Below are 24,489 nucleotides of genomic sequence, written 5' to 3'. Positions count from 1 at the left end.
TTGTGATGACAAGCAAAAAGAACCCCGGCAGATTCCGCTTGAAATGGACCATGTTGCTGGCATTGGGCCTCAGTTCTGACGTATTCGCCGTGCAATGCCCAGCCGAAAATTTTGAAGGATTTGTGAAGGTGTTTTCTGCTGAGCCAGAGGTGCAGCACGCGTTCACCACTTCACCTATTCACTTTATGGAGGTTGTTGCAGAGGGCCGTGAAGCTAAAGTGGTTGAGCGAGAAGTCGAAACTTTGGGCGCTGATGAGTTGAGCATGCTCTCTCCCGAGGCAGTCCAAATGTCGAGTTTGGCTGTGATGGTTCAACTACCGAATAAGCTTTTCGTTCGTAATCAGAAAGGAGATTTGCTGAAGATTCTTACATTCCAAAAAACCGATTGCTGGTCTTTGAGCAGGGTTGAGAACTGGTCACTAGGCGCTGTGCTGAACTCCCAGATTGATATATCGAGTCTTCCCCCAGGAGTGCGCAGCTTGAGAAGAGGGGAAATTTTGGTCGATTTGGCAATGGAAGCAGCGTTTCCAGCATCGACTCAGCTTTATATTTCCGCACTTGATAGCTACTTGGACGGCGCAGATAAGGGGTCTACAGAGGCTGGGTATCAAGCAGTCCTGTTGAGTTTGTCAGGTCAAGCACCACGCCTAGAGAACTCGAGAATTCTTGAACTGTTGTTCAATGCAGCTAGTACCTCTGGAGCAGCAAATCTTGCACTCGCGAACTTCTACTGTGACGGGGGGCGCTATGACCAGGCACGCCCCTGCGCAGACCCCGAGAAATCTCTTAACGCTCTTGAAGGGGGAGCGAAGCTCGGCTCTATGGAAGCAATGAATCAATTAGGGCTCTCATACGAGAGGGGCTCTCTGGGTATAACCAGCCCAAGTCGTGCGCTTGCATGTTTCCAGGCGGCAGCCGACAAAGGATTTGAATTATCCAAAAAAAATGCGGCGCGACTTATCGCCGAAAATGTAAAAACTGAGTCCTCACTTTGCTTTAAGCAGGAAGCTAACCAATGACTACCGGAGTACTTGAGCAGAAATCGCTCTATAACAAAGGCGACTATGTATATGGCGACGGCAAAGGCAAAGACACTGATGGCGACGGCAAGAAAGAGATTGATTGCTCAACCTTAGTATGGGAAATGCTAAAAACGGCCGGTTATAAAGTTCCATACAGCAATACTACTGCTCTGAAGATAAATGTCACGAATTATGATGTAATCGAATGGAAAGATGTATTGCCTGGAGACATTGCGCTTTGGCCAACACATACAGGGTTTGTCGAAGATATCGATGTGGAAAATAAAAGTGGGAATTTTTTTGGCTCCCAAAATTCTACTGGTCCCGCTACCGCTAAATTTGGAACAGGCTCAAATTTTTGGCCGATGCCAATCAAGTTTTTACGAGTTAAAGAGATTTTTAAGACAGGATCCCAGCCTGCCTCTACCCCAGAACCTGCTCCCGTAACCCCGCCAGCGCCAACCGCTTATCCTTTAATGAACTTTCAGTACCCGTTTAGAAAATCTGACGGGACACAGTTCAAGGACTCCGAGGAGATCTTTAAAGCTCTCGAAAGTGAAGGATCGGGGAATTTTTTATTAGGCAATCATGGTTTTTGGCACGGTGGTATTCATATTAGCGATGCCAGTGCCCCTTACTGTGTAAAGAATGAGCCCGTTCGATGCATGGCCGATGGGGTAGTTGTCGCCTATCGCCTCAACGAAGATTATCTTCAGTCGGATTATTCTGGCGATAAGCCGGCCAAGCTCAAATACTCTAATTCTTTTTGCCTAGTTCGACATGACTATAAGTCGCTCGCTAATCCGGAAGAGGGTGCAAATAAAAAGAAACAAAATAGCTTAGTATTTTTCAGCCTCTATATGCACCTTATGCCATACAAAGGCTATTTGCCGACAGAGGAAGAGCTGGGCAAGCCGAAGATAAAGTTCAAGGTGGGGGATTTTACAGCCCGCAGTGATGTCGAGGATGGGCCGGGGTGTGAAAAGTACGGAATGATTTCTGTTGGTACCGTTTTCGAGGTTCTAGACGAAAAGCTTGCCAGTAACGGCATTACTTATGCCAAAGGAAAGTTGTTAAGCGGAAAGGTTCCAAACAGGAAGGTCGGGCAAGAAGCATGGTTCGCATACAAGAAAGACGGTGTGGTATTAACCAACAAAAAAGACACTGCTATCTGGAGCGCAATATTACCTCCGGAACGAACTCGGCCTGGTTATTGGAAGGGGGTAGTAAAGGCACGTGTCACCGCCCCGAACGGATTACCGTTGTACGCTGTGCCGAGTACACTTGCCAATGGTGAGAGTGCCGGTGAACCGATGGGGGAAATGGCCCTTTGTTTGAACAGTGAAATTAAGTTCGACGGTACTAAAGTATTCAACTTGAAAGTTGGCAGTTCTCTTGTTCGGATGGCTGAGTGCATTTGTCTGTCCGGCGGTTTGAGAGGTGCAGGAGCTGTCCCACCGATTTTCTGGGCCTGCGTGGAAGATATCGGTAAAGGTCGAATGGTCGCTTGGGCCGAAACCACACCAACCGAATTCGATAAGGTAATCGCGTGCCAGGCACCTATCAAAGCGGGTCATCCGGTTGGGTTTTTAGGCTTGCAGGAGAACCCTGGGAAAGTTGAGGGTTCGACCACCAGTAAATATCATGCCCATATTGAGATATTCACCAGTGATACGGGACTCGATAAGTTCTTGCAGAATGAAGCAGCCCTGAAAGTTGGCATGAGTTACATGAAGCTGCCTGCCGGCACGGTACTCGCCAGTAAAGCAGCCGCCGGGCAGTCTTCGACCCTTGAGTCCGAACATACAGTTCCTATGGGCTCGGTTACCACATTTAAAGACTCACAGGGAGTCGAGTGGTATGAGCCGACTGTGACAGAGAAAAATAAGAAACTGACGGGCTTGATAAAAAAGGTGGATGTGACATTTACATCATCAGGAGCTCAGCTGATATCCCAGCATGATTGGGCAAAATTAGGATTTACAGTTGTCAAAGAGGGCGATGAAAACTCGGATGGTTTTCTTGATCCTGACACCATGCCGCCTTTTTTTAAAGAGTTGCATGCGAAACTCGACGCTCTTGGTAACACAGATGGTGAAGTAACTTCCGCAGACTTGAACTCGGCATTAAAAAATGTGGAATTTCGGGATAAGTGGACAAAGTTGATTGCTTACCATCCGACCGAATGGCAGGCGAAATCCTCTGAACCGAAGTGGAGTCGTCTTGATAAATTACTCGAAGACTCTCCGAAGTTATTGAAGCATGAAAAAGAACGCATCGATAAACTGGTTTTTTGGGATGAACTGGCGGGTGTGCTGCAGATGACACTACCAAAACAGGTCTATCATTTTCACCCTATCGCGTTTGTCAATAATTTCATGAAGTTTGCCGTGCCTGGAAAAGGCTGGGCGCACAGCGCATTTGCTAATTTGCTTGCAAGTGTAGAGTCGAATAACGATTACACTGCTTACAATAAAACGAAGGGTGGACACCAATCCTTTTATAAAACTGATTTGACGACGTGGACAATCGCTGAACTTCAGAAAAAACAAATGGATCGTGATGTTCTTGCGGCGGGTCGCTATCAGATGATTGCTGACACGATCAATGGTGCTGTGAAAAAACTTGAGCTTGATACCAGTCTTAAGTTTGATGAAAAGATGCAGGACAAAATTTTCGAAGAATACTTAATAAGAATTAAACGCAAGGCGTTCATCCAATATCTGGAAGGGGATGGCGATATCGAAAAAGCTGCTTACGCCTGGGCTTTAGAATTCGCCTCGGCAGGTGTTAGAAAAGGTAAAACTATAAGCCCCGTGTCGAAAAAAGACGAGAACGGAGTCACGGAAATGAAAGACGGAAAACCGGTAATGTTAGCCAGGGTCGCAAGCTTTGAAGGACAGTCGTATTATGATGGCGTTGGTACAAATGCCGCTCACATATTACCAGTTGACATGATTCGTGTTCTGGAGGAGTCAAAAAATAATGGCAATTAAATTTTTGGGGTTTCGTTTATTTTGGTTGGGCACACTTTTTCTGTTTTCGTGTTTCGCTAAGGCTGATACACCGCGGTTTGAAAACTATAAAGTCGACGAAATATTTCAGGGCGAACATCATGATGTTGTGGTGAGTGATGAAAATAAAATCTGGGATGAGGGGCGAAAGAGTGCCATTAAGCGCCCCGTAAATTTTGCTGGTCATTACGTAGTTTACGCAAACGGCTGTGGTGGCGGCGCGATATGTGGGGAGGTTCTTGACGTAAAAACCGGAGAGGTTGTGACATCATTTCCTAATGCATATTACATAGTTGGAAATGACGGAACAGCACCCTATGCGGCCGTCTACCAATCGGACAGCAAATTGCTCATGATTATGGGGGTCGCAGCCGACCCAGAGGTAGATGTAAATGGTAACGACCTCGAAGAAGGTAACAGATTGCGTTTCTATGAGTTCGATGGAAAAGCGCTTAATTTAATAGATCTTGTCGATCAGTGACTCCGGTTATCACTTCGAGGAGATGGAGATGGACTTGGCTAAATCCGTCACCCTACTATTTTTTAGATCTTCGCAAAATAGCAAAAAAATGAAAAAAGGTCACAATGAGAAAAGTTGATAGTGAGAAAAGGTGGCAGATTTATTTGTGGTGAAAATGGGGGCAGACCACGTTTTATTAATGATCCAAAACCGTGGTCTGTCCCCACTTTCCACTCTGAACTACTCCATTACTATCGCGATCCAGTATGGTCCAAATCTCCACAGTGCGAGGTTAGAGCTGGCAGAAACCGCAGAAACTCCTTCATTATGGATGTATGATCTATGAAATATTTTTTTCTGTTGATTGTCTTTTGTCCTGCTATCGCATGGTCTTCTGTGGGCGAGATATGTAATCCAGAGCAAGACTCGAAGAGTTTTATTACTGATTGGAATCTTGGGTACGGTAAGACGAAAGTATTGTCAACGCAGGAAGGTAAGGATTTTTTAGTGGATCACGGGCGTATTGCCTACACCGTTGATCTAAATCAGGACGGTAATGACGATTTCATCTTTGAAGCTTCAACAGGTGTCGGGTCAAGTGGCGATAAAGTTTTTAGTTTTTTACTCCAGTGTCATGGTTATCTTAAGTCATTGGGTGCTTCATATTTTGCCGATGTTAAAGTTATGGGGCAGGACGAAGATCGAAATAAAGGTTTTAGAGATATTAAGGCGTTTTCTTATAAGCGAAACTCAGACGGCAGTATTCAGCAGAAGAATGGGGTATCGTTAACTACGCAGCACATCTGGCGATTCAATCCTGAATCGCAAAAATACGAAGGCGATTCAAAGTAAGGCGCGTTCGGGCACGTGGTTTCTGCCCAAATCAATTTTTGCTATTGATTTATTGAACGTGATTTTCAATGAGTAGATGGGCAGTATGCGTTTTTAATGATGGTGGAAAGGGGGGTAGATTTATTTGTCGCGCTCGATGTTTAAAGGTTGGTATGACTTGGCTGATTATAGTTTTGTTGGTGCCTTATATTGGTTTGGTTGTAGCTGGTCCGACTGAATACCAACTACTGTGCAAGGTTTTTGACCAGAGCGTGGATTCTAAGGGTGGACTAACTCTTTCTTTCGAAGGCGGGGCTTTCGCTATTGAAAATCCGGACCGAGGGTGTAAGTCTGATTACATCTATAGAGTATCATTGAATCAGTCTAGCACACCCCTTATATTTTCTTACCCCACCAGCGAAGGCATGGGGCTTAACTCTCAAATCCTGATCTTCGTTGCTTCAATTAAAGACGGTTCAGCTAAGTATATTGGCTCCGTTCCTGCTGGTGCATCCGAACTGCAAGACGGAAGTTACAAAGATATTCAGCAATCTGGTGGTTCAATATACGAAAGTGTATATCGTATAGAGGGGCGAGAGATATTAACATTGACACCGGGCAAGGAGTTGATTATTTCAGGTGAAGAGTGTGTCTATAAGGAAAAGAGTGGCGGTGTTTGTAAGAGAATGCGAGGCAGCTTTAAAAATCCAGTATGTGTTTTTAACTACGGTAGTCGCAAAGTTCTTGCTAATGTGCAGGAGTGCTCGGATATGAGTAGAATTTTTTAAATAATAGATGGTAATGATCACCAAATGCGTCGAGTCAAATGTGAGCAGCACACGCTTATGAATGCTTTAAAACGTGTTGTGCCCTCGTTTATGAGTAATCGGAGGGGACTGCGAAAAGGGGGCAAAATTTATTTGTTACGCGAGGCCTATGATTTTTTTAATATTCCAAGACAGCATGTGGTTGTGCCGTTTGCAATGAGTTGCCCATCATGAAAAAAGATATTGCTCTATTTATTCTATTTGGTTTGGTCAGCATTTTCGCTTATGGCGATACCGGTCCTGAGGTAGTAGTTCCTCCAGAGGCCTTGCAGTTGAAAATTTCAACGGAGAATGAAGTAAAACTCAAAGATATGCTTTTTTTGCCTAGTGGTACGGTTGGTTTTAATGGCGCATATGTAAGTGCAATAATTTTTGACGAAAGCATAAAAAACTGCTCTATATTTATATTTTCTAATGGCGGTCTCTATGGAGCTTATGGCGGAGCCCCGTGTGAATTTATAGGGGCGGCTGAAATAGACTTTTCCGGCGGACCGGAAGGTCCGGATATTTACTATAAAGTTAACGTTTTTTCTCCAGGTTTAGGTGCTTCTGTTAATGATTTGGTTGCGTTTTATTATGATTTCTCAAAGAAAAGTTTTTGTGAAAGTAGATTGTTGTCTACATGGAAATTTAACGGAAAAATCAATGTTCGCCCTAAGTTGAGTGATGGTATTTGTGGTTATGTTAATTAAATTGTGAATCAAATTCGGAGCGGTGAAATGGGGGCAGACCAAATTTTAGTAATGACCCGAAATACGTGGTCTGTCTCCATATTTTTAATATTGAAACCAATAGTCGTCTGGAAAGAAAGGCGAACTTCAAAAAATATTGGAGAGGTATTTTTTAAATGATTCAGCATTTTGTTTTTTATATGTTAGAAACAAGGTTTCTCAGGGTCTTGTTTACGGTTTTTATATTTGTTATTTTTGTGCCTGCAGCATTTTCTGAGGAGGAGGCGGAGGACATCACTCTCTGTAGTGTGCAAGAGGATATTTATTTCAGCTGCCCGCTTCCGGGAGGGAAAATTGTTTCGGTATGTGCATTGGGTAATAATAGTCCGAACTCTGGTTATGTTCAGTATAGGTATGGTGTACCTGAAAAAACAGAGCTTCTATATCCGCAAAGTAAAGTTCCTCCAAAGGGGCGATTTTATGTGGTTAATGCCTCTGAGGGTGGTGTGAGTTTGAATATAATAAAATTTTATAATGGGAAATATACTTATCTTGTTTCTCAGGCGTATAGAAGTTTTCTAACCGTTCTAAAAGATGGCGAGCTTGTCACTAGAAAATCTTGTGACAGAGGTGGCTACTCATTCATAAATCGGAAGGCGTTAAAGGGTGTTGAGTCGCTCCCGAAAAGTGCCGAAGATTTTAAGTGAGATTGCGTCAAGGGGACGGTGATAAAAACGAACAAAAACGACGGATTTATTTATGAAGGACAAGGGGACGGATTTATTTTTTAGTCCGTCCCACGAGCGCCTCTTACGTTTTAGCTTCCTGCCTTGCCGCGATCAACTCTTCCAGATGATCCAGCGCACGCTCCACCATGAGCTGCGCGCCATCGGCAATTCGGCTAAGGGCCAGTGCTACGGAGCGATTCGAGCCTTCTACGTCGTCCGCTAATTTGGCGGCGATGGAGCTGATGGACAGCATGTCTTCGGAGGCGTTGGCCAGTAGGGCTTCCGGGTCAATACCTGTTGAGATAGTGAAGAGTCCGCTTTTGCGGCGTTTGAACAGTTTATCGACGGTAGGCGGAAAGTAGTGGGCGAAGGCGCGGTCGGCGGCTTCTCTGTCGAGCATTTCGGTGTCGAGGGGTTCTTCGGTTGGGGTGCAGGTGTTGTCTGGCGGGTTGGGCGTCACTTTGAACATGGGTGTATCTCCGTCTGTATGTAAGGAGCCACTACCGTTCGCTTGCACGCAAATAAGGTGGCAGCTGTGCGCAGGTGTGCAAGACCGGGCAGACGGACCCGGCAGATCATTCTCGAAAGAAGGATCTCCCGCGCACAGCCGCCATACAGTCGGTTGCGCGAGCAGGGAAATGCCCGATCAGCGACCAATGACGTTGCGCGTCGTCTTTTACCCGGACTTGCACGTCCGTGTCATCGTTTTTTGCGGTGACAAATCAAGGTTAGCGGTGAATGCAAGGGGTGGATAGTTCATGGATGGCTCGGCGTCTTGCGGGAAATGTCCGACGAACATGACATCCGGTTAGCAGAGGATCGTGAGTTCTGTTTAGGTGCCTACGCCAGAACGTGGATGGGTCTTACAGCAGGGCATCTACGTCTGATTCTGAAGGTTGAGTGGGTCAAATTCAGATCGGATGAATTGCAGGCTTTTATTGTTTTTCCAAGGAAACCAGGGAATGAAGATTTTCAGATTCGGCGTCGTTTTAATACTGTCCTTACTATCGTCCCTCGCCCAAGCGGAAGGCACGTTTATTGCGACCGTGCTTCAGGCGGACTTTTCCAAAGATCCGGAAATACGACTACTCGTCAGGGTGGTAGACATTGCAGCGGGGCCGGATTCGCCCTCTATGGCGCTTCGTAAGGAGTGTCTGGCACGGGTGAAATCGTCTGACCGTCCCGGACCGGACCCATGCTTTTCGATTGAAATCACCGAGAGCAAAAAACAACGGGCCATCGTTCGCCAAACGCTGCTGAATGATCCTCAGCGCTCAAGCGACCCGATCTATCTGGAAATTGTTTACCAGTCTGAAGTCAGTGCGAGCGATCCGACCAATCATTATGGGCGTTCTGCCTGGCTGAAAATTGAAGAGAACGGTTTCTACAATTGGAACAACGAAACCAAGCAGGCTTTGGCGGACGTTGTGTGGCCAACTGTGCCGAGTGGGACGTTTGATCTGGTCGTGACGGATACGGATGCACTGCTAAACCTGGTTTACCGAGAGCGCATGGAGCGGTTGGACGAAAATGCACAGAAAGGCCTGAGAGAAACCCAAAGAGCCTGGATGAAGTTTCGCGATGCGGAGTGTCTGCCTGAGGCGAAATCGTATAAATCGGTTTTCGGGGAATGGTCGAATTCCTGCTTGATCCGCGCGACGATAGAGCGAGCGCGTCAATTGGCCATGGCTCCGGACAAGAACAAACAGTGAACTAAAGCGTTCGAGTTAATGGAAGGTTCGATGGATAAGGACATCCTTGTAATGGTCGCTATGACGGTTGGAGAATTGACGAATCATGAATAGCCGTCAGCCCTTTATGACTGAGGCGTATTACAAGCGCCTTGTCGAGTTTTATGACTCTTCGGAATCATACTGGCGCTTTCATAATCTGGAAGAGGACTTTCCGGGGCAGGCTGCTTCTTTAAAAGCCTTTGAGGTTAAACAGGATTCACTTCATGCCTTGATCATCAGGTATACGGCAGGTGAGCCTATTGCAAACTTGCAGGAGCCACTGGAAAGGCTAGTGAGAAATTTTGAGTTGTACCAACAAGCCTTGGCTGATTATCAAGGCGTATACGATATATCGCCGTTAAATATCGAAGACTATCCCGGCGACTTTGAGGAGTTTGTACAGGTTGCGAGCCTGTGCATACTCATGCATCGGAATGATCTTTTGGCCAGGTTTGTGTTCCTGACTGATAGGGCTGGCTTCAAAGGCGAAGATACGCTCTACGAAGATTTACTGCGGAAAAATCTGCCGGGAAGGGCAGATATTGATGAATGGTTTCATCCGGTGTATTCGCAATTGATCAGGGCGATATATGCGCCAGATCGGTCAGCTGCGTCTGCGCTTTTGAATGAATATTGCGCTCAATGGTACGTTTCCTTCGGGGAACTACAAGCCAGTTGGCATGATGCTCACTTGAGTATGAATGGTGATGACGGTAGTTACTTCGGGTATTGGGCGTTTGAGGCGGGTGCCATCGCATTTTTGTATGGGATCGATGATAGCCAGATAAATCAGATGATTTATCCAAAAGATCTTGTTGAGTATGCGAGAAAGATTGCAGGACAGGAGAGGCAATGAAGGTTGTTTACCTATTGTTTATGACGTTGACATGGATATTGTCCGCGAACGCAGCGCCAGTCGGTTTAAGTACAAGCCGTACAATGCCACCAACATGATCGCTGCCATCGTCAAGGAAAGCGAAATGCCTGCCGATAGTTTCCACTCCATTGCAGATGGCGCCGTGAACTGGAGCGGTGGAACGATGGCTGCCGTGGTGATCGAAGATCCGAATGGCATTTGCGCGATTTACAGGTATCAAGAAGGCCAGTTGGATCTGCCTTTTGACGGCGTGCCCTGTAGGTTTCTGGGGCCACCCTCGCTGATATCGGATAGAAAAACTGCTATGCCCGATGTCGTGTTCGCCGTCGAGTTGTTCGTCCCCAACCGGGGCGGGATGGCCAATCACAAAGTGGCGTTTTATTACGATGCAGAGAAGAACGCTTATTGCGAGAGTCAGTCGCTTGCGAGTTGGTATCTGTCGGGAAATCGGGCGCTGGCTCCTGATCTTCAGGATGGGCAGTGTGTAGCGGGATCGGAATAGGCACGTGCGCCCGATCTCTCATAAGGAAATGAACATGAAAAAAGTACTTCTTCTACTATCCAGCCTCTTCCCGCTAGTGGCTCACGGCGCAGTCACCAGCGAATCGTTTTGCTTCGAACTCTCCGAATCCAGTCCGGTAAAGTTTGAGTTCCGTACCTTTTACGACGCGTCCAGCAAATGGTCAGGTGGCTTCGTCAAGTACGCCAAGTCCAGTGAGCCCATCTCCATTGTGTTGACGAATACCGAGGAAGAGATGCTCGGTTCTGACACCCCTTGGCAGAGCGCCACAACGTGGTCTGAAGTCGTCAATGGCAAGGTCGCGGGGACCTACGATTTCGTGACTCAAGGGACGCAGATCGTCTCGATGAAGTACACGAAAAAGTCCAACGGAAAGGTTTACCACTTCTTGAATAACCCCAACATCGACTCCTCCCTCGAGTCCGGATGCAAGTGGGAATAGGGCAAGCACATGCAATTCAAAACTCTAGCGGTATCACTGCTTGGCCTGCTGTGGGCGATCCCGGCACTGGCCGAAACCACTAAGTTCAGCCCGGTCACAGGCGTTGAAGCGACGCTGGTTATTGAGGGCTCCACACTGAATGTCTCGGTTAAGGGCGAAACGCGTAGCGAGCCCCGGACCCTAGATTTTGAAGCCATAAACGAACTCAAGGTACAGATCGAGGACTTCAATTTCGACGGTGCCAAAGATTTCGCGATTTGGCAGCTGGACGACGGCATGGGCACTTACGACTACTTCAGGGTGTTCGTTTACCAAGCCAAAACCGGCACCTTCAAAGAGTTGCAGCCGGATTGCGGCGATGGCTTCGTCAATCTGCGCGTCGACAAAAAACGCAAAGTGTTGCTCAGCACTTACTGGGAAATGAACAGGCCGAAGCAATGCATCACCAGATTCACCCAACGCAAAACCTGAATGACTCAAGGATGAACACAGTGAACCGTTTTGTTTTTACCCTGCTGGCCTCGTTGTTGCTGCCCGTCTCGGCGGCGTATGCGCAGGATGATTGCAGCAACGTCACCTCAAGTCTGGAAATGGTGCCCTGCTCTGAGAAGGCGAAGAAGGCTGCCGATGCGCAGTTGAACGTCAGCTACAAGCAACTGATGACGCGGCTTGAGTCTGACTATCGAACAGATCCAGCCTTAGGTGCGGAGTACGCGGCGAAGGTTAAAGAGTCGCAACGTGCGTGGCTGAAATTGCGCGACGCGAACTGTCCGTTGGAGGCGTTCGAGATCGAGGTGGGTAAGCCTGCTTTCGTGGCGGTCAGTAACTTGTGCATCACCAGAATGAGTCGCGAGCGTTCGGCGTATCTGGACAAGATTGTTCCTGCTCTTGCGTCCGATAAAAGCGTGTCGACGGCGCTGACCGGCGATGCGTGTCCCTCGGAGGAGTTCGCGCCTTTCTTGGCAGCATTTTCTGCCAACAGTGAATCGCAACGCCGTCTTACAGCGCTGACGGTCAAATCGCTGGTGCTAAAACCGGTAGCAGGAAACGATCCCGATACATTTGAGCCTTCGACCTCGGGTGTCAGTGGTGCCTCTTTCACCTTTCCGCTGATGGCGGCCATCGTGCCCGGTAAGACGCCTGGAGTTGAGATAGAAGAGATCGACACCAGTCACGTCAACGTCGTGGATAAGCGAGCGGGCAACAGCAATATCAAGATTTTCAACTTTTCTCGTCAGGCATGTTGGGTGCTTGAAGGCGTTGAGGATTGGTCGATCAGTGACAAAGATCTGCTAGTGGCAAGTAAGCCCAGGTTGAGTGTCGAGGAGAGTTTTTGTCGCCAGCGCGCCCGAGCTTTTAGCGGGCTGGGTGGTCTGGAGCAATACCGTCTCACCGGAGAGCTTTTCGAGGCGGCATTGGAAAACAATCTGTGCGCAGCGCGCTCCGGAGATCCGGAAGCCAGTTTGAGTGCCGTAAGCTTGAGTCTTTCCGGCATGGCACCGCAGTTGCCCACAGACCAAGTGGAGGCGCTGGTCAAAGCAGCAGCGGAGATCTCGGCCGACGGCGCTCTGACGCTTTCCTTGTACTACTGTCACGGCAACACAATCGCTGGCGCAGATACATGCCAACATCCAGAGTTGGCTGAAAAGGCATTGATCCGAGCTGCGACCATGGGCAGCGTTCAGGCACTGGGCGCATTAGGCTCCGCTTTCGAACGCGGTAAGCTGGTGACAAAGGACCTGTCTCGAGCGGTGGCGTGTTATGAACTGGGTGTAGCGAAAGGCCACAAAGGATCCGTATATAGTTTGGGGGAGCTGAAAAAGAACGCCGCCACACCAATCAAAGCCAGTTATTGCTACTGATACTCCAAGCCGATGCCGGTGAATGTAAACATGAAGGTTTTGCCTGATCTGCTTTTTGCTTTTGTCGCGCTATCAATCACGCCAATATGTTTTTCTCAAAGTGGCGATCCTTTGGAAGCGTGCGGGATCAATCTCCCTGAGGTTCCTGGTTTTAACTTGAGTGTCAAAGCCGAAAACGGTATTTGCTATGGCGATTTGATTTCGAATTTGGATCTGAATCCGGGTGTGCTGACGGAAGAAAATTCCTTCAGGATAGAACCTGTTGGCTTCCACAAAAGCGTGACGGAATCCGGGCGTTTCAATGAACAGGGCACCTATACGTATAGCTACGCGGTTGAAGACATGTTGTTGCAGGATTCAGAGGTGGGAAGGGTGGACTTTGCCAAATTATCGGCGTTTGGCTCTGCATCGATTCGGGTTCTGATCTCTCCTTTTTCGCTTTGGGGTTCTGATGAGAATATCGCCGCAGCTAATGACAGATATTCGATTAATAAAACGGGCTTGTGGATGGATTGTTTTTACGGGCTGACGAGTGTCAGAGGGAGGACGGTAAAACTTTCTGCCTGTTTACCTCGTTCTTCAGTCAAGACGGATCCTAAGGTTTCTGACCTGAAGGCAGCCTTTGAGTGGATTGATGCGAACAACGGCGAGTCATGAGGATAAAAACAGCGAAGCAGTGGGGTAAAGGTTTCGCCTTCGTGCGACTGCCCCCCACCATTTTCCTTTAAACTCCCCACCCTCAAAGGAATACCCCCAGGACACGGAATGCCAGTCCCCTCTTTCTCCCTTCGCCGCGCGTTGGTGCTGTGGTTATACGCCGCCGCGCTGGTGCACTTGCTCGCCGGTCTGACTTTGACCTGGGCCGGCCACTCCGGGCTGCTCGACGGTTATCTGCACACACTCGAACAAATTTTCTGGGGCGCCGACGCGGTGCCGGCCGCTGCCCGTGAGCAGCAGGTCTGGTGGCTCGCGCTGTTCGGCGCGACGTTGCAAAGCTATTCGTTGTTCATGCTTGGGCTGGTGTATTTGGGCAATCGCTTGAAAGCGCCGATGGCCTGGGCCTGGTTGTTCGCCGGCATTGTGCTGTGGGCGCCGCAGGACGTTTTTGTTTCGCTGCAAAAGCAGGTCTGGTCGCACCTCTGGTTCGACGCCTTTGCGCTGCTTGTGCTGTTGCCGCCGCTGGCCTGGCTGTATTGCCACGACCGGCGAAATTCCCTTTCTGATAACGCCATGAGTGAGTCGAACCATGCCTGATTTTTCGCTGCTGGATTGGGCGCTGACGTTGCTGATTGCGCAAGCGTGCCTCGGCGCGCTGGATACCCTTTATCACCACGAGCTGACCGTGGCGCTGCCGTATCGGCACAGTGCGCGGCTGGAGTTGTCGATCCACGCAATGCGTTCGTGTTTCTACGGGATTCTGTTTCTCGGCATGGCGCACCTGCAGTTCGGTGGTGCCTGGGCGATTGTGATTGCGCTGTTGTTCGCACTGGAAATCGGCCTGACGCTGTGGGACTTCGTGGTTGAGGATCGCAGCCGCAAACTGCCGGCGGTCGAACGCATCATGCACACCGTGTTGGCGGTGAATGGCGGGGCGTTTTTTGCGTTGTACGGGGTGCAACTGGCGCAGTGGGCGAGTTTGCCGACCGGCCTGAGCGCTATCGATCTCGGCTGGAAGGGTTGGGTGCTGACGCTGTTTGCCGTGGGCGTAACCGCGTCGGGGATTCGTGACGGTCTGGCGGCATTGCGCATGCACCGTGAAGGCAAGCCGTCCAACCCGTTTGCGGGCGGCGCCTACAAGCGTGTGCTGGTCACGGGCGGCACCGGGTTTATCGGTGAAACGCTGGTCAATCAATTGCTCGACGCCGGCCACACGGTCAGCGTGCTGGCGCGCGATCCGCTGAAGGCGGCGTACCTGTTCGACGGCCGCGCGCGCTGCGTGCGGTCGCTGAGCAAACTGGGTTATGACGAAACCTTCGACGTGGTGATCAATCTGGCGGGCGCACCAGTGGCCGGGCCGCGCTGGAGTCCCAAGCGTCAGGCGCAACTGATCGCCAGCCGCGTCAACACCACCGACAGCCTGATGACCTGGCTGAAGAATGCGCGGCACAAACCGGCGCTGTGGGTGCAGGCCTCGGCGATCGGTTTTTACGGCGTGCGCGATGCCAGCGAAAGCCTTGATGAACAGGCGAGCAAGGGCGACGGTTTCATGGCCGAACTCTGCGCGCGCTGGGAAGCCGCCGCGCAACCGGCAACTGAATTTGGCGTGCGTCAGGTGGTGCTGCGCCTCGGTGTGGTGTTCGGTCCGGGCGGCGCGTTGTTGCCGTTGCTGATTCCTTTTCGCCTCGGGTTCGGCGGGCGCATGGGCGATGGTCAGCAGATCATGAGCTGGGTGCACCGCGACGATGTGATTCAGGTGATCGCCCGATCCTTCCACGATGAAACTCTGCACGGCACGTACAACCTGGTGGCGCCGGAGACGGTCAGTCAGGCGGCGTTTGCCGAGAACGTCGGCAAGGTCCTCAAGCGCCCGGTGTGGTTCCACGTTCCCGCGGCGCCCGTGCGCGCGCTGGCGGGGGAGATGGCGCAGTTGTTCTTCGACGGGCAGCGTGTGGTGCCTCAGCGTCTGAGCGAGGCGGGCTATACGTTCCGCTATCCGACGCTCGACGCGGCGCTGCGCGATCTGGCCTGAGGATCGTTGATGAGCAAGCCTTTGATGTACCTGCTGGCCGGCAACGGCAGCGCCGCCGACTGGTGGGATGACGCGCTGCCGCACTTTCAGCGCTACGACGTGGTGCCGCTGGAATTGCCCGGTTTCGGCGCTAACCCGCAGCCACCCTGCGAGGATCTGGCGGATTACGCGCAGACTTTGCTGGCGATGACGCAGCAGGGCAGCGCGATCATGGCGGTCGGGGTCAATGCGTTGCTGGTGCTGCATGCGCTGCAACGCCGACCTGGGCACTTTTCGCGCAGCGTGCTGCTGGCGCCGGTGGGGGCATTTCTCTGGCAACGGCGGCTGCCGGCATTGATGTCGCCGCTGCCGATTCGCAAGACCATTCACTGGCTGCTGTCGAACAAACCGAGGCTGTTCGCGCACAAGTTTTCCAATCAGACCTGGACGCCCGCGCAGTACCAGCGCATGGGCGCCGGTTATGCGCGTTGCCGGGCGTTTGTGCCGCATTGGGACCTGATCCGCGCCGATACGGCTTTGCCGCTGCTGGAGTGGATTACCGATCCGGTCGAGTTGGTCTGGGGTGATCAGGACGCCGTGCTGGGCATCGAGCAAGCGGCGGCATGGTCGGCGATTCTCGCCCGCGCCGATCTGACCATCAGCCTCAAACCCGGTTGGGGCCATTACCCTTGGATCGACGCGCCGGCTGAATTTGCCGCGTGGCTGGAGTCCGGCGAGCGTGGTTTTGTCGCACACACCAAGGGCGGCCGTTTGCGTCTGGCGGAGTTGGCCCGGCAACCGGTGCCGGCAGCGCTGAACCTCAACGATTGCGATGATCCGCGCCTGTCAGCCTTTCTCGCCGCGCAACCTGACGTGACCTGGGCCGTGCGCTCCTCCAGCTATGGCGAGGATCAGGCTGATTCGGCAAACGCCGGTTTGAGCACCACTTACCTGCGCGAGCCGCGCGCCAATGTGCCGACGCGCATCGCCGAACTGACCGCTGAAGGCGTCGAGGAAGTGGTGGTGCAGCGCTTTATCACGCCGCAGGTTTCCGGCATCGCGTTTGTCCGGCATCTGTCGGTTGAACTGGAGTGGGTGGAAGGTCATCTGGAGTCGTTGGCCGATGGTCACGTCAGCCCTTCGCGCGCCACTCTGTCGCGGGTCGGCGAGGCCTGGCGCAGCGGTGCATTTACCGCCACGCACGGTCTGACCGAAGCGCTGCTGTGGCAGTTTCTGCAAGACGTGCTGCGCGTTTTTCACTACGTGCCCGGCGACGTCGAATGGGCCTGGGACGGTGCGCAACTGTGGCTGCTGCAATACCGGCCGATCAGCGACTACGGCTGGCGTCGCCACCTGACTGCCGCCAACATCGCCGAGATTCTGCCGCCGCAACCGAGCGTGCTGGTGGAGTACGCCCAGCGCCGCGCGGCAGCGAGTATCCCGGCGATCATGGCGCGCTGGGATGCGCGAGTGTTGCAGGACAACGAGCCGTTCACTGCGGTGTTCGGCGGCGCGTCCTACATCAACAATGACCTGTTTCTCGCCCGGCTCGCCGACTGGGGCATCAGCGCCAGCAATTACGCCGGTGAAGTCGGCGGCGCGACCCCGCACTTGCCGTGGCAACCGCTGAAGCTGCTGCGTTCGCTGCCGCTGTTCCTGCGCATGCAACGCATCGCTCGCGGCCATTTGCTCAGCCTTGAACACGGCTTGCAGCGCTTTGATCAAGAGCTGGCCGAACTCGTCGCCCAAGGTGCCGATGGTCAGCAACTGGCGGACTGGTTCACCCGGTTTTACGTGTTCGTCGTGCAAGGCAATCTGTGCATCGCCACGGCGCTGGCCAGCAGCGGCGGCGATTGGCTAGGGCGCCCGCCGACCGCTTACGACAACCTTGAAAACAGCCCGCATCGACTGCCCTGGGAAACCGATCCGGCGACCCCGCGACCGGGGTCGAGCGAGCTGCCGTTGCAGGCCTTTCCACAGTGGCCGAGCCTGATCCGCATCGCGCATTCGACCGGCCTGCCGGGCCTGCGTGGCTACTACTTGCAAGTGCGCGAGTGGTACCGCGACAACCTGATGCGCATCTTCTTCCGGCTGCACCACGCCATGCCGCTGGCCGACCGCGAACACTGGTTCGCGCCGCACCCGGACGTGCGCACGCGCGATGGCAGCTTCTGGCAGGACGGCCGTGAAGGCGCTGAGCAGGCCACCGGGTTCATGATTTATCCGGGGCAGGTGCAGGGCATTCTGGGCGAGGATATTTTGCTCGAAGACACCCTCGATCCGGGGCGGCACGCGCATTACCAGACGGCGCGGGCGGTGATTGCGCGAATGGGTGGGCGGCTGTCGCATGGCTCGACGTTGTTGCGGGAATTGCGCAAGCCGTCGGCGGTGATGCCGCAGGTTGATCCGGCGTGGGTGGGGTGTGAAGTGTTGTATCGGGATGGTGAGCTGCAATTGATCAATGCGAAGGATGCGCAGTGAAGCCTCGATATTTGCATGGATTACTGGCGTGTTTGTTCATACTTGCTCAAATGGGCCATGCCGCTGAGACCGTGATGGTCGGCAATACGACAGGCCAGTCGCGGGTCGCTCAGGGGCCGGCGGATGTTGGCGTCGACATGGGGGCGTGCCGGTTTTCCATGCCGCTCCTGCAAGACCAATGGCTGCAATTCAACGCCCCCGATCTGATCTTCATCGCCTCCCGACAACGGCCCGATCCCTCCAGCGCACCGCACTTGTGGCAGGCGCCGACATCCAGCGGTTATGAATGGAATTTTGCAACGTCGGCCAATCGGAATCAGCCATGGTTCGGGATGATGTGTGAAAACCTCGGCAGTTTTTCTTCCCTGACGACGCAGCCGCCAGCGGATGACACGATCGAACTGCAACTGCTGCGCGAGGCCAATGACCGCAAGTGCCCGGCGACCTTGACCGAAAACGGCTGGCGGCCAACAGCGCTGGCGGGTGATTCGCAGACCTATACCTTTGAGTCACTGCAGGGCGCGAAGTCGTCGGGGTTCATCATCGGCTACCACCCACCGCATCAACCTCAATTCAGCCGTATTGCCTTCTGCCTGATGCAAGGTGAGCAGGTGCTGATCGGCGCCGCCGAATCAGGTTCGGCCATCCCGTTGGCGATCAGCGCCGCAGGCTTCGAACAGATCAAGACAGCGGTGCGCAGCATTGCCTTCGAATGAACATCCCGACGATACGTCGCACAGATGGAGTTACAGCGTGAAAGGATTTTTGGTTCTACTCGGCAGCTTGATATGGGTGGCCTCATCCATGGCCTTCGCCGCCGACCCGGATTTCAAGGATTACACCGTCAGCCCGGTCTTCACCGGGACTCACCCTGCGCTGGTGCCGCAGGAAAACAGCAACCCGGTAATGGACAGTGCGCGCGCGAAGGCCTTGAAAGGCAAGGTCAACTTCGCCGGCCACTACATCATCAACCCACTGGGTTGTGGCGGCGGAGCCATCTGCGCCGAAGTGCTCGATGCACAAACCGGAGAAGTTGTCGGCGGGCTACCGAATGCCTACGACGGCAGCACGTTCGCCATGCTCAACCAACCCGACAGCCGCTTGATCCTCATTACCGGGATTGCCCTCGATGGTGAAGTAGACGCTCAGGGCAATTCGCTGGAAAGCGTCAACCGCGACCGTTACTACGAATTTGTGAACAACGAATTCCGCCTGCTGACGATGACCGACGCGGAATCACCGCCGCTTGAATAAGGATGATGGGATGGACCGGGTTTTCATTCGGAGCATGCTGAGCGCGCTGCTGCTTTTGCCTTTTGCCCTGCCGGCGAGTGCCAGTGAAGGCAGTTGCTACGGCTACCTCACTGAACTGGTCAGGAGCAGCGACTTCCCGTTTCAGTATGTCGGCAAGGACAAGGTCAATCTGCTGATCGACGAAGACGACGGCGAAGTGGTGCGCGCCCAATTGTTTTTCGACACGGACGGCACCGGCACCATCGGCTGGATCAAATACACCCCGGCTACCCGCGTATTGCTCAATACCTCGGCCGAATTGGACGAGCCGGTGGCGTTGTCCTTTGACGCCAGGTTCGCCGATGGCTACGCAAAATGCCTTACGGAAAAACAGCCCGGTTAACGGCGACAGGGAATTCACGATGAATCAGTATTTTTTCGCCGGCAGCCTGGCATGGCTGCTCTCGTCGCCGGCGTTCGTTTGGCTCGAAGGGGTCATGGGAGCAGCTGATCGAGGCGTATGGCGTTACCCAAAGGCAGCTGCAATCGCCAAGCCCGGCGGAGAAAAGGATTGAATATGGCCAGCCTTAAGTGGGTGTTGATCGGCAGTCTGTTTGCAACCGCCGCCTGCGCTTTTGCCGAAGACGAAGATCCGCCAATTGTTGGTATCGGCGGGCACACGGTTACGTTTCGAGCGACAAAGTGGACCATGCCCGGCGTTGAGTCGGCGACTGCATGGTTCACCGCAAACGGCAAAACCTTTCCGCTCTTCGGCGCTGACATTGGCGCTGATGGACACTCTTATATGCTCAGTCCTGACAAGAAAACCTTGTTGCTCGACCCGGTCGTCTTCGGCATGTTGTCGGATGAGAATCAAGAAGAAAAACTGGTGTCGCAACAGCATTGCGATGTGATCTCCATGGAGACCGGTTGCGTGTTGGCTGATCGTTGGGCCACTTTTTGTGTCGGCGAGTGGAAGGGCAATCAGTGGGTTTCCGCAGACGGTGATGTGCTCACTCCTACCCTGGAAACGGTGTCCCCAAAGGACTTGCTGAAATATGTTTCAAGTATGGAACCGGCGCAGTCCCGCGCAGAGTCCATCGAATCGAGCCTGAACTTTTTAAGTCCCGAATCCTACATGGCCTGCCATCCCCCGGCGCAAAACGTTCAGGCCTACAACGGCCTGGGTTTTTACCTGGCCGAGGGCGGCAGAGATGAGCTGGCACTGAAGTTCTATCGCGGTGTTGAGGCGGTCGGCAAACGCACGGTGTTGATGCTGAACATGGCCGATTCGCTGTGGCGACTGAACAAACAAGACGAAGCGCAGCGCTATTACCGCGAATACGGCGAGGCAATGGCTGCCGCCGGCAAGGCACAGAAGATTCCGCAACGCGTCGCTGAACGAACTGCACATCAGGGAATGAAAAATTGAACAGGATTGTCCGCTTTATTGCGTTGCCCCTCGGGATGCTGTGCGGGTCAATTGCGCACGCTGAGGACGATTGCAAAGTCATTAGTGTGAGCTGGCAAGTAGACGTTTGCGTGAAAGCCGACCGCGAAAAAGCCGATGCAAAGCTCAATGCCAGCTACAAAAAACTGATGGCAAGGTTTGAGTCTCAGCAAAAACGCGATCCCGAACAGGGCAAGGCATTCATGGCCATCGCCAGAGAGTCACAGCGAGCATGGATCAAGTTGCGCGATACCACATGCCCGCTCGAAGCCACGGATATTGACCCCGATGCGGTGATGCATTCCACATCAATAAATAGCTGCGTCGCCAGAATGAGCCTGGAACGTGCGGTGTATCTGGACAGGATCGTGGCGGACAGTCCGGGTGATGTGGTTGATATGAACAAGGTCTCCAGATCCGGCGCGAAGCGTTATCAAGACGTAGTCGCGCGCTATCTCTACTCGTTCGACAACCCGTGCCTGACGGTTCAGATTCTCGCGCCTGACGGTGGATGGCGAGTGTTCTCATCTGCGCAGTTCTGCAGTTTTGATGGCAAGTCATTCCGGTCCGGTTATACCGATGCCAGATTTGAGGAACCTGTATTTGCAGATGACGGCCTGCACCTGACGTTAAGCACTACAGAGCTTTACGCGCCCGGTGAGAAGCGTCGCGCCTGTGTGATTCCGATCAAGAACGAGCAAATCAAAGTGCTGAAATGCGGCGAACCTGAGTCATCGTGATGCCCTCGCGCCAGTTATTGAATATTGATCAATTCGTCGATCAACAAGGAAGTAATGGAAGTGACCAGGTTTTTCAGTTGTGTGTGCATGCTCATATCCATCATCAGTCTTACCGCGCAAACGGCAACGGCTGATGACCTGCAAACCATCAAGCAAATGCATCCGCCGGTGGTGGCATCGGTGGGCGAGCAGAAGATCACCGTGTTGTTCTTGAAGAACACGCTCAAAGGTCAGACGACAGGTGCCTACGTTCCCGGTGGGGAGGTTTTCTACACGACAATGAGTGCCACGAGGCCAGAACTCTCGTTTGTGGCGCCGCTCGTGGGTGATGAAGTCACATCAGTGTTTTTTTTCGAACGTAAATTCCCTGAGCAAGCGGGGAAGTCCCTTTACGTGCTCATGAGGCGAAAAGAGTCAAACGGTGGTTTCGAAGGCTACACCTATTGGACGCTGGAATTGCCACTCATCAAGCAGGGCGAACAGTTGTCGTTGCGGTTTTTTCGCGGTGATCCGCCAGACCCCGAGTTGCAGGATTGCCAAGACGGCCGAGACCTTGAAAACGGCGTCGATGTTGTGTGTGCCTACAAGGATGCGGCGAGTATCAAAAAACGCCTGGCAGACCTCGATGCAAAGATCATTGCTGACTCAAAGCTTCAACAGGAACTGCGCCAGAAGTCGCTCGAAACCACCGGCGACGTGCCCCGTGTAGCTTGTCCCTCACCCGAGTTTTCAGTGTTCCTCGCTGCGTTTTCCGAGCGCGCTGACGTGCAAAAGGCTTTCGTCCTGCAACCGCTGAGAATGGTCACTACCGTGGCCGGCGATCCTGAGCCTGAGATGCAAAAACGCAGCCTCAGCGGTGATGAACTCAAGTTTCCAATCATTCCTGATCTGGCAAAGCGAGAGGCCCAGGGCCTGACGTTGACCGTCAAGGAAGAGCGGGGCAACAAAGCGACCGCGATTCTGCAGAAACCGGATACCGACTATGTCTTCGAGTATCGGTTTGAGCGTGGGCAGTGTTGGCAGTTGAAAGAAGTGATGGATTACTCGCTTTAAAACGCAGGACACAGGGTTCAAAGGCGAAATGCCTTCTGTTCAATCAGACCCGTAAATCATGACAGGAAGGCAAGTTGAAAAGATTAGGTTTGGTCGCGCTATTGCTGTGTTCTTTCTCTGTGGCAGCGGGGCCGATGTTTCCGTCGCTCAAGTCGTGCAGGGACGTCGGCAGCGACTGTGCGCTGGCGCTGAAAGACGATTTCTTGGTGGACGCCAAGTCCGGGCAACGTCTATCCGAAGAGGCTGAGTCGGCCGGAGCAATGAGTGATTTCTGGCTGTATCGAGATGGCGAGCGATACATCCTGGCGAATGAAAACTACTCCCAGGCGAAATCGCGTCGTTGGCTGGTTTTTACCTACGACAGCGGCAAGGTAGTACTCGACGGCGCCTATATCTTCTCGATAGACATTGATATGAACACCGGGCCTTACTGGCACGGCTACGATTGCCGAGGTGATGCCAAGCCGTTCACCGTGCCAACGAAAGATTCGTTCAATGAAGTCGCCTTGGAGGAGTTGTGCGGGGAGGCCGAAGGCCGGGTTGTCTCGGGCCGGGATGCCGAAGTACCGGTGTCTGCCAAGGGGCTCGCCGTCAGTGTTCCCGTTTACCACGCCCGCAATCGTGAGGGCTCAGCGACGTACCTGTTTACTGAAAGCGATGTTCCGGATCTTTCCAAGTTGGTGTGTTTGTCCAATTGTGCCGATGTCGCTCAAACACCAGAACGCGTTTCGCAAGAGAAAGCGCCATTGCAGGGCGGGCAGGATGGAACGTTGTGCTCGGAGGGCGAAGACATTTATTTCAGCTGCCCGTTACAGGGTGGCAAGACGGTTTCCATTTGCGCGCGCGGAAACAGCAAACCCACGGCCGGTTCTGTTCAGTACCGTTATGGTGTTCCGGGAAAAATAGAGATGGTCTATCCGAAGACGGCTTTGCCGCCCAAGGGCAAAATCTTCGTTGTTGATGCTTCAGAAGGCAGCGTGAACCTGAACATCATCAAGTTCAAAAGCGGTGCCTACACCTACTTCGTTAGTCAGGCATTCGTGAGTTATCTGAAGGTGCTCAAAGAGGACAAAGTTGTGTTCCGCCAATCTTGCAATGCCGGTGGCAACGCTTACGTCCACCGATTGACGGATTTCGGGTTGGAAGCACGCCCAAAAAGCGCGGAGGACTTTCGCTAGTCGCTTTTGTTGAGGAGGAGAGGGGGCTTAATGTCCAGTTTGCTTAGATCCGATAATGAGTGTCTGGGTATTTCTGTTGATGTTCAAAAGCTTTCAAACGCCGCTACTCTCTCGACCTTGAAAATTGCCAGTGGTTGTCCATGTCCCAGAGTCGAGGAAACGGGTATCGCTACCAGATCTGGCGATCTGAAGCGCGCAAGGCAGCGGAAGACCTGGCGCGCGGGAACCAGAACCTCATAACCAGAGGTATTGATATATCTCAAATTCGATATGAACCGATTACATCCGCTGCCATCGACGCCGCCGATCTTTGGGGAGATGAGGCAACGCTGTACCCGTGGCACGACGTTCACCAATGGAAGCAGGTTGACACCCGTGGCTTTGATGTCTCGCTTTGGTTCGACCAAGAATTATGTGGGTTGTGTTATGCCTCACCTCGCAAGAGCAAGCTGTGCATCAAGATTGTGATTCTGGAGGGCAAGCCAGACCGATCTCATCCGTTGCGAGGCACCGTGGCCGCTTTGACATTAACCGCGATTGAAAACTACGCGATCCTGATCGGCTGTACGGAAATTGAAGTTCAAGAACCAGCAGCCGCTGCTATACCGTTGTATGAGAGTTTAGGGTTTGGCTTTGATCCGACGGGCCGGCTTGTTATTGGGGTTGAGCGGTAATACTATCCAGTCAAATTTCGAGACC

27 protein-coding genes are annotated in these 24,489 nt (G+C 52.6%); 26 read left to right on the top strand and 1 reads right to left on the bottom strand.

All coding sequences use genetic code 11. The features are described from left to right. Positions 1-5 precede the first annotated feature (5 nt). The 7 genes from PMI37_RS04870 to PMI37_RS31135 all read left to right on the top strand — a co-directional run bounded on the left by PMI37_RS04870 (position 6) and on the right by PMI37_RS31135 (position 7,532). Positions 6-1,019 (top strand): SEL1-like repeat protein, encoded by a 1,014-nt coding sequence (locus PMI37_RS04870; RefSeq protein WP_008078702.1) that lies wholly within the window; start codon positions 6-8, stop codon positions 1,017-1,019. Further along, positions 1,016-4,018, top strand: coding sequence for a hypothetical protein (locus PMI37_RS04865; RefSeq protein ID WP_008078700.1), 3,003 nt, complete (start codon positions 1,016-1,018; stop codon positions 4,016-4,018). Before PMI37_RS04870 ends, PMI37_RS04865 begins: the two co-directional genes overlap by 4 nt. Further along, a complete protein-coding gene (locus tag PMI37_RS04860) occupies positions 4,008-4,517 on the top strand; it encodes a hypothetical protein (RefSeq protein WP_008078698.1) in 510 nt (169 codons plus the stop codon). The genes PMI37_RS04865 and PMI37_RS04860 overlap by 11 nt, the downstream gene beginning before the upstream one ends. 321 nt (positions 4,518-4,838) lie before the next feature. Next, entirely contained in the window at positions 4,839-5,348 is a 510-nt protein-coding gene (locus PMI37_RS04855) for a hypothetical protein (RefSeq protein WP_008078683.1), read from the top strand. Between the two features lie 152 nt (positions 5,349-5,500). Continuing rightward, positions 5,501-6,115, top strand: a complete 615-nt coding sequence (locus tag PMI37_RS31140) for a hypothetical protein (protein ID WP_008078682.1) — start codon at positions 5,501-5,503, stop codon at positions 6,113-6,115. Between the two features lie 209 nt (positions 6,116-6,324). Beyond that, positions 6,325-6,846 (top strand): hypothetical protein, encoded by a 522-nt coding sequence (locus PMI37_RS31780; RefSeq protein WP_008078681.1) that lies wholly within the window; start codon positions 6,325-6,327, stop codon positions 6,844-6,846. A 155-nt stretch (positions 6,847-7,001) separates the two neighbouring features. Further along, a complete protein-coding gene (locus tag PMI37_RS31135; RefSeq protein ID WP_008078680.1) occupies positions 7,002-7,532 on the top strand; it encodes a hypothetical protein in 531 nt (176 codons plus the stop codon). Positions 7,533-7,635: 103 nt separating this feature from the next. Here the strand turns inward: PMI37_RS31135 and PMI37_RS04845 are convergent, their stop codons facing one another. Beyond that, on the bottom strand, positions 7,636-8,022 hold the full coding sequence (locus PMI37_RS04845; protein WP_008078674.1) for a DUF6124 family protein: 387 nt from the start codon (positions 8,020-8,022) through the stop codon (positions 7,636-7,638). A gap of 493 nt (positions 8,023-8,515) precedes the next feature. Here PMI37_RS04845 and PMI37_RS04840 point away from each other — a divergent pair, with 493 nt between their 5' ends. From PMI37_RS04840 to PMI37_RS04755, 19 genes are all read left to right on the top strand, one after another. After that, positions 8,516-9,265 (top strand): lysozyme inhibitor LprI family protein, encoded by a 750-nt coding sequence (locus PMI37_RS04840; protein WP_008078673.1) that lies wholly within the window; start codon positions 8,516-8,518, stop codon positions 9,263-9,265. A gap of 85 nt (positions 9,266-9,350) precedes the next feature. Further along, positions 9,351-10,142 carry a PoNe immunity protein domain-containing protein gene (locus PMI37_RS04835; protein WP_008078672.1) on the top strand — a complete coding sequence of 264 codons (792 nt, stop codon included), beginning with the start codon at positions 9,351-9,353 and terminating at the stop codon, positions 10,140-10,142. A 31-nt stretch (positions 10,143-10,173) separates the two neighbouring features. Beyond that, positions 10,174-10,665: a hypothetical protein gene (locus PMI37_RS04830; protein WP_008078671.1), complete on the top strand. Its 492-nt coding sequence runs from the start codon at positions 10,174-10,176 to the stop codon at positions 10,663-10,665. Positions 10,666-10,699: 34 nt separating this feature from the next. Next, complete coding sequence (locus PMI37_RS04825; protein WP_008078670.1) at positions 10,700-11,125, top strand: hypothetical protein; 426 nt, start codon at positions 10,700-10,702, stop codon at positions 11,123-11,125. Positions 11,126-11,134: 9 nt separating this feature from the next. Continuing rightward, positions 11,135-11,596, top strand: a complete 462-nt coding sequence (locus PMI37_RS04820; RefSeq protein ID WP_008078668.1) for an XAC2610-related protein — start codon at positions 11,135-11,137, stop codon at positions 11,594-11,596. A gap of 20 nt (positions 11,597-11,616) precedes the next feature. Continuing rightward, positions 11,617-12,987 carry a lysozyme inhibitor LprI family protein gene (locus tag PMI37_RS04815; protein WP_008078667.1) on the top strand — a complete coding sequence of 457 codons (1,371 nt, stop codon included), beginning with the start codon at positions 11,617-11,619 and terminating at the stop codon, positions 12,985-12,987. 30 nt (positions 12,988-13,017) lie between these two features. Beyond that, on the top strand, positions 13,018-13,644 hold the full coding sequence (locus PMI37_RS04810) for a hypothetical protein (protein ID WP_157173062.1): 627 nt from the start codon (positions 13,018-13,020) through the stop codon (positions 13,642-13,644). Positions 13,645-13,752: 108 nt separating this feature from the next. After that, entirely contained in the window at positions 13,753-14,241 is a 489-nt protein-coding gene (locus PMI37_RS04805; RefSeq protein WP_008078663.1) for a hypothetical protein, read from the top strand. Further along, positions 14,234-15,676 (top strand): TIGR01777 family oxidoreductase, encoded by a 1,443-nt coding sequence (locus PMI37_RS04800; RefSeq protein ID WP_008078661.1) that lies wholly within the window; start codon positions 14,234-14,236, stop codon positions 15,674-15,676. Before PMI37_RS04805 ends, PMI37_RS04800 begins: the two co-directional genes overlap by 8 nt. A 9-nt stretch (positions 15,677-15,685) precedes the next feature. After that, a complete protein-coding gene (locus PMI37_RS04795; RefSeq protein ID WP_008078660.1) occupies positions 15,686-18,136 on the top strand; it encodes an alpha/beta fold hydrolase in 2,451 nt (816 codons plus the stop codon). Further along, positions 18,133-18,852 (top strand): hypothetical protein, encoded by a 720-nt coding sequence (locus PMI37_RS04790; protein ID WP_008078659.1) that lies wholly within the window; start codon positions 18,133-18,135, stop codon positions 18,850-18,852. Before PMI37_RS04795 ends, PMI37_RS04790 begins: the two co-directional genes overlap by 4 nt. A gap of 88 nt (positions 18,853-18,940) precedes the next feature. Then, positions 18,941-19,390 (top strand): hypothetical protein, encoded by a 450-nt coding sequence (locus tag PMI37_RS04785; protein WP_045122979.1) that lies wholly within the window; start codon positions 18,941-18,943, stop codon positions 19,388-19,390. A 10-nt stretch (positions 19,391-19,400) separates the two neighbouring features. Next, complete coding sequence (locus PMI37_RS04780; RefSeq protein WP_008078655.1) at positions 19,401-19,772, top strand: hypothetical protein; 372 nt, start codon at positions 19,401-19,403, stop codon at positions 19,770-19,772. A gap of 19 nt (positions 19,773-19,791) precedes the next feature. Then, positions 19,792-19,944: a hypothetical protein gene (locus PMI37_RS31775; protein WP_157173061.1), complete on the top strand. Its 153-nt coding sequence runs from the start codon at positions 19,792-19,794 to the stop codon at positions 19,942-19,944. Positions 19,945-19,946: 2 nt separating this feature from the next. Further along, complete coding sequence (locus tag PMI37_RS04775; protein ID WP_008078651.1) at positions 19,947-20,801, top strand: tetratricopeptide repeat protein; 855 nt, start codon at positions 19,947-19,949, stop codon at positions 20,799-20,801. Continuing rightward, positions 20,798-21,559 carry a lysozyme inhibitor LprI family protein gene (locus PMI37_RS04770; RefSeq protein WP_008078649.1) on the top strand — a complete coding sequence of 254 codons (762 nt, stop codon included), beginning with the start codon at positions 20,798-20,800 and terminating at the stop codon, positions 21,557-21,559. The genes PMI37_RS04775 and PMI37_RS04770 overlap by 4 nt, the downstream gene beginning before the upstream one ends. Before the next feature lie 54 nt (positions 21,560-21,613). Next, positions 21,614-22,612 carry a hypothetical protein gene (locus tag PMI37_RS04765; RefSeq protein WP_008078647.1) on the top strand — a complete coding sequence of 333 codons (999 nt, stop codon included), beginning with the start codon at positions 21,614-21,616 and terminating at the stop codon, positions 22,610-22,612. 74 nt (positions 22,613-22,686) lie between these two features. Next, positions 22,687-23,790, top strand: coding sequence for a hypothetical protein (locus tag PMI37_RS04760; RefSeq protein WP_008078641.1), 1,104 nt, complete (start codon positions 22,687-22,689; stop codon positions 23,788-23,790). A 140-nt stretch (positions 23,791-23,930) separates the two neighbouring features. Then, a complete protein-coding gene (locus tag PMI37_RS04755; RefSeq protein WP_008078633.1) occupies positions 23,931-24,464 on the top strand; it encodes an N-acetyltransferase in 534 nt (177 codons plus the stop codon). Positions 24,465-24,489 lie beyond the last annotated feature (25 nt).

The sequence above is a fragment of the Pseudomonas sp. GM80 genome (genome assembly GCF_000282515.1).
Lineage (GTDB): Bacteria > Pseudomonadota > Gammaproteobacteria > Pseudomonadales > Pseudomonadaceae > Aquipseudomonas.
Note: the sequence above shows the minus strand (reverse complement) of the source record. Positions and strands in the feature narration are given on the sequence as shown.

Bases quoted from the DNA above. Each gene is read 5' to 3' on its own strand.
- PMI37_RS04870 (WP_008078702.1), top strand. From the start codon at position 6: ATGACAAGCAAAAAGAACCCCGGCAGATTCCGCTTGAAATGGACCATG.
- PMI37_RS04865 (WP_008078700.1), top strand. From the start codon at position 1,016: ATGACTACCGGAGTACTTGAGCAGAAATCGCTCTATAACAAAGGCGAC.
- PMI37_RS04860 (WP_008078698.1), top strand. From the start codon at position 4,008: ATGGCAATTAAATTTTTGGGGTTTCGTTTATTTTGGTTGGGCACACTT.
- PMI37_RS04855 (WP_008078683.1), top strand. From the start codon at position 4,839: ATGAAATATTTTTTTCTGTTGATTGTCTTTTGTCCTGCTATCGCATGG.
- PMI37_RS31140 (WP_008078682.1), top strand. From the start codon at position 5,501: ATGACTTGGCTGATTATAGTTTTGTTGGTGCCTTATATTGGTTTGGTT.
- PMI37_RS31780 (WP_008078681.1), top strand. From the start codon at position 6,325: ATGAAAAAAGATATTGCTCTATTTATTCTATTTGGTTTGGTCAGCATT.
- PMI37_RS31135 (WP_008078680.1), top strand. From the start codon at position 7,002: ATGATTCAGCATTTTGTTTTTTATATGTTAGAAACAAGGTTTCTCAGG.
- PMI37_RS04845 (WP_008078674.1), bottom strand. From the start codon at position 8,022: ATGTTCAAAGTGACGCCCAACCCGCCAGACAACACCTGCACCCCAACC.
- PMI37_RS04840 (WP_008078673.1), top strand. From the start codon at position 8,516: ATGAAGATTTTCAGATTCGGCGTCGTTTTAATACTGTCCTTACTATCG.
- PMI37_RS04835 (WP_008078672.1), top strand. From the start codon at position 9,351: ATGAATAGCCGTCAGCCCTTTATGACTGAGGCGTATTACAAGCGCCTT.
- PMI37_RS04830 (WP_008078671.1), top strand. From the start codon at position 10,174: ATGGATATTGTCCGCGAACGCAGCGCCAGTCGGTTTAAGTACAAGCCG.
- PMI37_RS04825 (WP_008078670.1), top strand. From the start codon at position 10,700: ATGAAAAAAGTACTTCTTCTACTATCCAGCCTCTTCCCGCTAGTGGCT.
- PMI37_RS04820 (WP_008078668.1), top strand. From the start codon at position 11,135: ATGCAATTCAAAACTCTAGCGGTATCACTGCTTGGCCTGCTGTGGGCG.
- PMI37_RS04810 (WP_157173062.1), top strand. From the start codon at position 13,018: ATGAAGGTTTTGCCTGATCTGCTTTTTGCTTTTGTCGCGCTATCAATC.
- PMI37_RS04805 (WP_008078663.1), top strand. From the start codon at position 13,753: ATGCCAGTCCCCTCTTTCTCCCTTCGCCGCGCGTTGGTGCTGTGGTTA.
- PMI37_RS04800 (WP_008078661.1), top strand. From the start codon at position 14,234: ATGCCTGATTTTTCGCTGCTGGATTGGGCGCTGACGTTGCTGATTGCG.
- PMI37_RS04795 (WP_008078660.1), top strand. From the start codon at position 15,686: ATGAGCAAGCCTTTGATGTACCTGCTGGCCGGCAACGGCAGCGCCGCC.
- PMI37_RS04785 (WP_045122979.1), top strand. From the start codon at position 18,941: ATGGCCTTCGCCGCCGACCCGGATTTCAAGGATTACACCGTCAGCCCG.
- PMI37_RS04780 (WP_008078655.1), top strand. From the start codon at position 19,401: ATGGACCGGGTTTTCATTCGGAGCATGCTGAGCGCGCTGCTGCTTTTG.
- PMI37_RS31775 (WP_157173061.1), top strand. From the start codon at position 19,792: ATGAATCAGTATTTTTTCGCCGGCAGCCTGGCATGGCTGCTCTCGTCG.
- PMI37_RS04775 (WP_008078651.1), top strand. From the start codon at position 19,947: ATGGCCAGCCTTAAGTGGGTGTTGATCGGCAGTCTGTTTGCAACCGCC.
- PMI37_RS04765 (WP_008078647.1), top strand. From the start codon at position 21,614: ATGGAAGTGACCAGGTTTTTCAGTTGTGTGTGCATGCTCATATCCATC.
- PMI37_RS04755 (WP_008078633.1), top strand. From the start codon at position 23,931: ATGTCCCAGAGTCGAGGAAACGGGTATCGCTACCAGATCTGGCGATCT.